Annotated in this window: 8 protein-coding genes; 1 reads left to right on the plus strand and 7 read right to left on the minus strand. The window is 30.9% G+C overall.

Translation table 11 applies throughout. The features are described from left to right. Positions 1-469: 469 nt before the first annotated feature. Complete coding sequence (locus tag CVD18_RS20290; protein WP_103867319.1) at positions 470-1225, minus strand: hypothetical protein; 756 nt, start codon at positions 1223-1225, stop codon at positions 470-472. A gap of 102 nt (positions 1226-1327) precedes the next feature. On the opposite strand from CVD18_RS20290, the gene CVD18_RS22820 reads away from it, so the two are divergent. Further along, positions 1328-1471 (plus strand): hypothetical protein, encoded by a 144-nt coding sequence (locus CVD18_RS22820; protein WP_158250520.1) that lies wholly within the window; start codon positions 1328-1330, stop codon positions 1469-1471. Positions 1472-1474: 3 nt separating this feature from the next. Here CVD18_RS22820 and CVD18_RS22825 read toward each other — a convergent pair whose 3' ends face one another. From CVD18_RS22825 to CVD18_RS20315, 6 genes are all read right to left on the minus strand, one after another. Further along, entirely contained in the window at positions 1475-1645 is a 171-nt protein-coding gene (locus CVD18_RS22825; protein ID WP_158250521.1) for a hypothetical protein, read from the minus strand. 188 nt (positions 1646-1833) lie between these two features. Next, complete coding sequence (locus tag CVD18_RS20295; protein WP_103867320.1) at positions 1834-2733, minus strand: alpha/beta hydrolase; 900 nt, start codon at positions 2731-2733, stop codon at positions 1834-1836. A gap of 93 nt (positions 2734-2826) precedes the next feature. Further along, positions 2827-3768, minus strand: a complete 942-nt coding sequence (locus tag CVD18_RS20300; RefSeq protein ID WP_103867321.1) for an alpha/beta hydrolase — start codon at positions 3766-3768, stop codon at positions 2827-2829. 175 nt (positions 3769-3943) lie between these two features. After that, positions 3944-5371: a GyrI-like domain-containing protein gene (locus CVD18_RS20305; RefSeq protein ID WP_103867322.1), complete on the minus strand. Its 1428-nt coding sequence runs from the start codon at positions 5369-5371 to the stop codon at positions 3944-3946. 72 nt (positions 5372-5443) lie between these two features. Beyond that, positions 5444-6175, minus strand: a complete 732-nt coding sequence (locus CVD18_RS20310) for a YqjF family protein (protein ID WP_103867323.1) — start codon at positions 6173-6175, stop codon at positions 5444-5446. 205 nt (positions 6176-6380) lie between these two features. Next, on the minus strand, positions 6381-7502 hold the full coding sequence (locus CVD18_RS20315) for a serine hydrolase (RefSeq protein ID WP_103867324.1): 1122 nt from the start codon (positions 7500-7502) through the stop codon (positions 6381-6383). Between the last annotated feature and the right edge of the window lie 762 nt (positions 7503-8264).

The raw sequence follows: 8264 nt of genomic DNA on the forward strand, positions 1-8264 counted from the left end.
AACATATCTTTTTAAGACCAAAAGCTACAGAGGGGTCAATATGACCAGAATGGGGGTCAGTATCCATAGAATATCCATAAATGTTACCTAAATATATTTTAACCCAATTGCTTATTAAAATATAGTCTCATAGCATCTATACTCTTTATGCATTTAGAATAAAAATACCATTATTTTTTATCATACGTTTTGTAGGAAACCCTCATGAAAAATTAATAAAATACTGTATAGCAACTGGTATTGAGTAGTGAGAAAACTGTATTGAGTATTAATTATTGGGTGTTCTATAGTACTCCTTGGTTCCCACCCTACGCTGGGAGGACAAAGCTTTCTCTATAAAACAGCGTTGGTAGTTGGTTGGTGGTGAAACTTGGTATATATAAAGAAGGCTTCTGTAAGAGAAGTGTATAAAGTCGTTTTCTTTAAAATTAGGGGTTTGTGTGGCGGTTATTGGTGTTGTATACCGTTTTTAGTTTTGTCCATCTATATTTAATTTGTAATTTGATATAAATTTATTTTTATGGTAATTAATAGTGAACCATCCACCCATTCTTCCAACATCACACCAAATATCTAGTTTCTTATTTATAAAATCATTGACTTCTATGTTTTGATAAATTATTGTAACTACGTTTCCAACAGCGTACTCTAAATTATTAAAATTCAAAACTTGAAAGACTAGGTCATTTTGCTTATTAATAATCTTTAGTTCTTTCATTCGAACTCTTTGGTCATCTTTAGTTTTTGAATATACACCAATAAAATAATAATCTTTAAGTGAATTTAGTTGTAAAATTTCTACATTTTCAAACGTATGAACATCTGATGTGTCATTAAGACTTGATGTATACTTTAATTCTAAGGGTAATATTTTTTTGTTTTGTAAGTTTTTCCAAGTACCAATAAGTTTATTTTCTGAAAAATTAAATTCTAAAACTGCAGTATTTTTATCGTTATAGATTTCGTAAAGTTGGATTTTATTATTTTTTAAAATCCCTTCTAATTTAATTGGATTGTTGTATTTGTCATATTTATATACACCATTAAGATTAAATTCTTTTTTATCTTTTTCTCCAAAATAATCTTCTGTAATTTGAATTGAAAGAGTTATGGGGTGTTTTCCTATTGTGCCTTTATAATTGTAACATTTGTACCAGCCTGCATATGTTTCCGTTATTCCAAAGGTCAAAAATAGAATTGTTAATAAAACTGATTTTTTTAGCATAGTATATTTTTTGAAATGGTATACAATGAATAGCTGTATGTGCCTTGAATGGTAAATATAGTTCAATTAACTTGAAGGTCCCAAAGGGTTAAAGTCTCTTATGTGCGGGGTCGTATCAGTAAGCAAAGTAAGTGGCAAGGTGGTTTGGCAGATATTGACCAAAGGGTATTTACTTTATCTGAAAACAATATCAATCCAGATAAGATTACGAATGATGATGCAAATACTTCTAATCTAGAGTATTGATTATTAATTACTGTATGATTGACCTCTTGATCTATCAACTTGGTTTGGATCAACTTCATAAATTTCAAATTGATCAATGTCGATTCCTGTTTCATCATTTACCGTTTGTGTTTCACAGCTACTTGCTATAAAAAATAAAAGCAACATGCTGAATAAAGTAATAAGGTTCTTCATTTGTGAGTGTGTTTTTATGGTTTGTTATCCTAAAATAACACTAAATAAGAGATTACATCTCTTGCCAAAAAAGTTTGGTGTTATTATAATCAGAATGATTTTTTTAGGACTAGACACCCCCTTATCAGCAAGGGGATATAATTTTGTAGTAAAATATTGAATACTAAATAGGATGATGTATTGGCTATCTATAACTTATTTATAGTGCGTTCTGTATGTCTTACAAACTTTGGGTTTATGATATCATGGTATAGAAAATCGATAACTTCATCAAAACATCTAACCATAGGTAATTCTGCCCACGAATGAGTACCTCCTATAATTGTATAAAAATAATAGGGAGTACCTAGTCCTTTTAAGCGTTTAGCAATTGGATCAGAACCATATAGTAATAGGTGCCCCTTATTATTAGAATCACAGTAATGATGTGGCGCAATACCATAAGGTACTAATATGTCTCCTGTACCATGAAAAAGCTGTGTGGGGATAGCCGTATCATGCTTTATATTGTCTATTGAGGTTACTGCCCCAGCCAAGCTTATTACTCCCGCGTATTTAAAATCAGCAGGTAATGTATCATCTTGATATGTATATGCCATGTTTAATACGGCTTCTGCACCAGCACTTCCTCCTGCAATGATCACTTTATTTGGATCGATATTAAATGTTGCGTTATGATCTAATATATATTTTATGGCAATATTCACATCGTGTGAAGCCGAGTTAATAGCGGCTATTTTTTTTGGTGTTTTGGTATCGCACCCAAAACCAATTCCTTTCATCGTAAGTTTATAAGAAACCGATGCAACGGCATATCCATACTGTGCAAGTCTTGTAGCAAAATCAACAATATTCTTACTGTTTCTCTGCCCTCCAGAGAATCCTCCTCCATGCACATATACAATTAAGGGCACATTCTTTTGTATAGTATCAGCTCGGTAATAATCTAACTGTAATGAATCGGTTTTATGAGTATAATAAGTATGTGTGGTGATACTTACTTCAGAAAAAATACTATCTAAATACTGTGTTTGCGCGATTGATAGTTGTACAGTGATGATAAATACGAGAGTGAATAAATAGTTCATTATAATGCTTAGAGGTATGTTTTAAGGTCAAATTTAGTAGAAAAGAGGATATGATGATAATTGATAACTTAAATTAATGATAATTAATCAAGTTTATTGGCTTTGATTGCGCAAAATACTTTCTTCTATAAATTCTAGTGTAGTATTAAAATATGCATCTCCACCAGTTTTCCATACAGTTAAGTGGTTTGCATTTTTTATTTCAATAAATTCTTTTTTAGTACTGGGGATATTGGCAAAATTATTTTTTGCATAGGTAATGTTAATTCGTTTGTCTTTGTTACCATGTACAATAAGTACTGGTTGTTCAATTTTTTTACAATAGGTGATAGGTCTGGCATCATCTGGATCAAAACCTGCAATTTTTCCTGCCCGATATATCAAATAATTAGTAAGTGGTTTTATATTAAAACCTACATGATATTTGAAATAGTCATTGGTAATAGTTTTAAAATCAGAGAAGGTACTTTCTATGACTCCAAATGTAATGCGTTTGTCATTTCCTAGAGATTGTAATGCAATGGCACCGCCTAAGGATTGCCCCCAGATACCTATGTTTTCTGTAATATTCTCTTGTTGATTTAATAGATTGATTAATACTGATATATCCTTTTTTTCTTTTACGCCAAAAGTGCAATGAGTTCCACCGCTTTGTCCGTGTGCTCTAGAGTCTAAAGCTATAGAGTTGTATCCTGCCAAGGATAGTTTTTTACTTAATTTTACAAAGGACTCTTTATTTGATCTGATACCATGTAATAGAATAATAGTTCCTCTTACAGTATCGAGGTTTGAATATGTTAAATAGCTTGTGAATGCTGTTTTATCAAATGATTTGAAATGTATGTATTTTCCCTTTAATTTATTGGTATCAAAAGAGGTTGATGCAATTATATGTTTTGTTTTGATCGTTTCTATCAATGGATTTTTAATTTCTGTAATAAATCGAGGGATATAAAAATGTAAGAATAAAACTCCTGATATGACCAGAAGAATAAAAGCTCTTTTACAGAAAACCCATTTACCGTTTTTATTCATATGATTTAATGATCTAGTGTGTCATACATATATTTACTCATTAAGAAGCGGTTTAAACAAATACTTCATGGGCTTACACCGAGGTAGTTTATATACAAATCTAATGAGTTTGAGAGAAACAAAGCTATATTTATCTTGATTTACGGTTTAATTTATGTCAATGCTATAAAAGAGATTATTCTACCTCAAGAATTCTTCTAATCTCATTCATAAATATGAATGCTTCCTTTTCTATTTGGTCAGTTAGTGTATCTGAGATATCAAAATTTGGATTTTCTACCAAAAGATGCTCAATAATCGAAAGACGATTTTCTATAGATTCTGGGATAAAATAAGTGTTCCAATCACTATTTTTAAAGATGTTCCAATATTTTTTTCTAATAGCTTTGTTCTGACCAGATAAACAAATTTCAAATCTCATTTTTTGATGATTGAAAATGATAACAAATTTTAATTTTTGTTTTTTTAATGAAGCTGTAGTGATAGAGAAATAAGTGTGATTCATGCTTCCTTGATTCATTTTTCCAACGGTGAAATCTGTGGGGTATTCTTTGATAAAATACGTTCTTAAGATTTTGATATAGCTTATCAATTGCTGATAATCTATTTGTATCTGCCCTTTTTTGATTTCTTCTCTGTAATGCTCCAGATTATTAGGACTGGTTTTTAAAATACTATTATTTGTACCTATGTCACTATTTTTTATGGGGATACAGATATCTACAATACACTTTTTTTGAGGATGTGTATTGGGATCATTATGATAGATTTCAAAATATTGTCCATCTTTAAAATCATACCCACTTTCTATTACCCATACACACATACTATCCCACGCTTTTTGAAAAGCATCAGTGGTGATTTCAAAATGTCCAATCGCATAGGTGCCTTTTTGAATAGTAATGGGCCTGATTTCTCCATCGACTTTAATATACTTGTGTACCGTTACACATGCACTGAACCTTATTTTTGAAGCTTGCGTAACCTTGGCATTGTCATGATATATAGTAATTGCTTTGGTATTATGTGTGTCTAATACTCCTTTTTGTGATGCCCATTCAAATAATTTTTTATAGGTGTTTTCAATTTTATCAAAATCCCCAATATGAGCGATCCCTGCTAATTGTATTTCTTGTAAATCTTTTATTTCTACTTGTGCATACATATCCATCCATTTTTTGATGTTCTCGATGCTACAAATGTATTTGTCAATAGTAAGAGGTTCTATTCCAATCTTGCTAATGATATCTGTTCCTTTGGATTTAAAATCTGTGGGGCTAACTCCATAATATTTCCGAAATGCTCTAGAAAATGAATTATCACTATTAAATCCATAGGTATATGCTAATCTGTTTAGAGGTGTAGTTGTTCCTACAAGTAGGATTGAGGCAATTCTTTCTATTCTTCTTCTGTTGATAAAAGTATTAAGGGTTTCTCCTGTATATACGGCAAAAATTCTATGAAAATGAAAAGAGGAATAATGTGCTTTTTTTGAAAGCGTTTCAAGAGATAAATCGGTATCAAGATTGTTTTCAATAAAATCAATAACATCGTTAATTCTTTTGATGTATTCTTGTCTTGTCGTATGTGCCAGATTTGACATAGATAGTACTTTTTAAAAAGAAGCATCTAAAATTAGTCAATTAATCGGACAAGGTAGGGGTAAAAAGATAGGTTATAATTTATTTCTAGGAGTACTTTTTTTATCCCATGCTAAAACTTGTACTCCTTTTGAATATTGTGTTTTATGGGGAGTACCATTGATCAATGTGTTGAATCGTTGATATTTTACATCAAGGTGATTTAAGGTTAGCTCTTTGATGGGCCATTCTATATGATGAATTTCGAATTCGTTTATAGTGGTTGAGGCATCTTGATGCAGGGCATACCTTTCTGTCAACCATAGGTCTATATCTGATTTTTGGGTTACTTTACTACCAATTTTATATTGAATATCAAGACTATCCTTAAACGTTTCATTATTAGACTTGAAACTGGTAGAGGTTCTATGCATTTTAGAGAATCGATAGGGTAATTGAGAAATAGCTTTTGCAATTTTACAGGATAATAATGTACCGCCCTCGATACTTAAAAAATAAACCCCAGGTTTATTATTGGCTATTACGTAGGTTCTTATATTGATTTCATCAAAATTAGAAATAGGAGGGAATGCTGGCAGGTATTTGGGCCTGATCTTCTCCATAGTAAAAACAACTATTGATACCCATGCTTTACCTTGAAAAAGGTCAATCTCTAACTCTTCGGGAACGTGTTTTATTAGTTCAGATACCTCTACTTGCCAATGTAGAAATATAGCATTATTCCATTCTTGATAAAATTTCCAGTTTTGATTAGGTAATTTCCAAGGGCGATGGCTGGTTTCTTGTAGTAGTTCATGAGTTTTCATTGTATAAATATATTCCTAAATGTTAGACTTCTTTTATATAAAAGAAAGCTTCGTTTGAGTTATCGGTACATAATATGCGATTGCATTCATCAATGATTATAGCTCCGTAGTTTTCTAAAATCTTGTTTTTTCCACAGTACTTTGGTATGAGGGCCTCAACGTGGTAATTAATTACCGCGTAAGACTACTCGACTGTAAAAACGTTTTATTTCAAATCATTAATTAGCCCTTTAACGGTTCTCATTAGTTTGTCAGCCGTATCCAAGTCACTTTGATTTGTTATTACGGATATTCCTAAATCATATTTTGGAAGTATAAAAAACCAATTTTGACTTCCAAAACCTCCTCCGTGCATATTATAATAGATTCCATACTCTTCATTTTTTTTGATAGGTAAATAATAAGCCATTTTTCGATGTCCGTTTTCATAGAGAGTTCTATGAGATTCTACAGATGTAGGGTTTGTATTATCTAACTGAAACTCCATATAGTTTACTAAATCTGGCATTGTTGTTTTTACTCCACCATCTGCTCCATACAATACAACTTCATGAGGAACAAGTTTTCCTGTCATGCCATAACCATTTGCTAGATATTGTTCTTTATTCTTTGGAAGATCAATTTGGGTATTTAGCATATTTGCATTTACCTGAAAATAATCTTTTAAAATAACATTGAACGATTTATCATAAACAGTTTCTAATATTTGGGCCATAATTTCTGTATCTACATTTGAATAGCCATATCTTATACCAGGAATAGTATCTAGCTTAATTTTATGTAGGTCAGAAAAGAAATCATTTTTGTTGTATTCTTTTTGAATTTCATACACCTTAAAAGGTAAATCTTCATTAAAATCAGTAAATAATTCGTTAATACTTTCAGGTAGAAATTTTTTCATTTCACTCGTGTGCGTAAGCAAGTGCTTTATTCTTATCGGCATATCATTATATTGAAAATTTTCGAAATCTTCTTTTAAATACTTCCTAATATCATCTTCAAGATTTAATTTACGCTCTAATACGGCATTTGCTACCAAAATTCCAGTAAAAGTTTTACTTACTGATGCTACTTCATAAATAGTTTTATCAGTTGGTTTGTTTTTACTCCCTTTATCTAATTCTCCATAGTGAGAAGTGTATTTTTTACCATTTTTATAGATTCCAATTGAAACACTATTTATTTTAGAATCCAAAAGAAGTGAATCGGCATTTCTATCCATTGAAACTTGAACTGGGTCAATGGTCTCGGGTTGCGATTTTTTCTCTGAATGTTTACAGTTTGAAAATGCAATAAGGCAAACCAAAAGGGTTATTTTAAATTTCATTTAGGATGATTTTTGATTAAGTATATTATATAGACGAGCAATATATACAATTTGTTACTTTATAAATGAAATTCATGTGTTTTCTAAATGTTTTACAATGTTTGTTATATGAAGCGTGTAAGTCCCTTCTGGACAAGGGTTAGGCTTTGAGCCATTAGTAAGTGGCAAGTTTGTGTATCGTGAGATATGCAGTGAAGGAAGCGAGATTACAAAACTCGGTACTGAGGTACACGAACCACATATGAGACTACTTGATTAACTACAGTATTTTTAGTTTTAAATATTGTGATTTTAATAAATTTTGATTTGGTTCTCTTATATATTTTCTAATAGGAAATATTTTAAAAACGATTTCGTTTTCTGAAATCCAAAAATAATCCTCGTGGTTTGATGATGGAGCCCAACTTTTGAAGCTAACACTAATTCTTTGTTCTACTTTATTTTTTTTAATTAAACTTAAATATGCAGATTCATTATTTTGATATGTTGCCGTGTTAGTGAAAATATCTAGAAAGTACATGCCATTGGGAGAGTAATTAGGAATACCAGATGAAATAGGTGTTTTAGAACCATTTTTTTGTTTATTAAAACATAAGTAGGTTGTTCAAAAAAAACGCTCTAGTTTATAATTTCTATTATTCGTATCTTTAATTCATGGATTTAGAAAAGATAAAAGTTGAAATAGGTAAGTTATCCATTGAAGATCAGGCTTTATTGGCGGCAGAACTTGAGAAATTGACTTTGAAAGGAAGTCCCGCAGTT

This window comes from Aquimarina sp. I32.4 (assembly GCF_002924285.1).
Classification (GTDB): domain Bacteria; phylum Bacteroidota; class Bacteroidia; order Flavobacteriales; family Flavobacteriaceae; genus Aquimarina.

What these genes read in the sequence shown, in the direction of transcription:
- CVD18_RS20290 (WP_103867319.1), bottom strand. Translation starts at nt 1,225, where the DNA reads ATGCTAAAAAAATCAGTTTTATTAACAATTCTATTTTTGACCTTTGGA.
- CVD18_RS22825 (WP_158250521.1), bottom strand. Translation starts at nt 1,645, where the DNA reads ATGAAGAACCTTATTACTTTATTCAGCATGTTGCTTTTATTTTTTATA.
- CVD18_RS20295 (WP_103867320.1), bottom strand. Translation starts at nt 2,733, where the DNA reads ATGAACTATTTATTCACTCTCGTATTTATCATCACTGTACAACTATCA.
- CVD18_RS20300 (WP_103867321.1), bottom strand. Translation starts at nt 3,768, where the DNA reads ATGAATAAAAACGGTAAATGGGTTTTCTGTAAAAGAGCTTTTATTCTT.
- CVD18_RS20305 (WP_103867322.1), bottom strand. Translation starts at nt 5,371, where the DNA reads ATGTCAAATCTGGCACATACGACAAGACAAGAATACATCAAAAGAATT.
- CVD18_RS20310 (WP_103867323.1), bottom strand. Translation starts at nt 6,175, where the DNA reads ATGAAAACTCATGAACTACTACAAGAAACCAGCCATCGCCCTTGGAAA.
- CVD18_RS20315 (WP_103867324.1), bottom strand. Translation starts at nt 7,502, where the DNA reads ATGAAATTTAAAATAACCCTTTTGGTTTGCCTTATTGCATTTTCAAAC.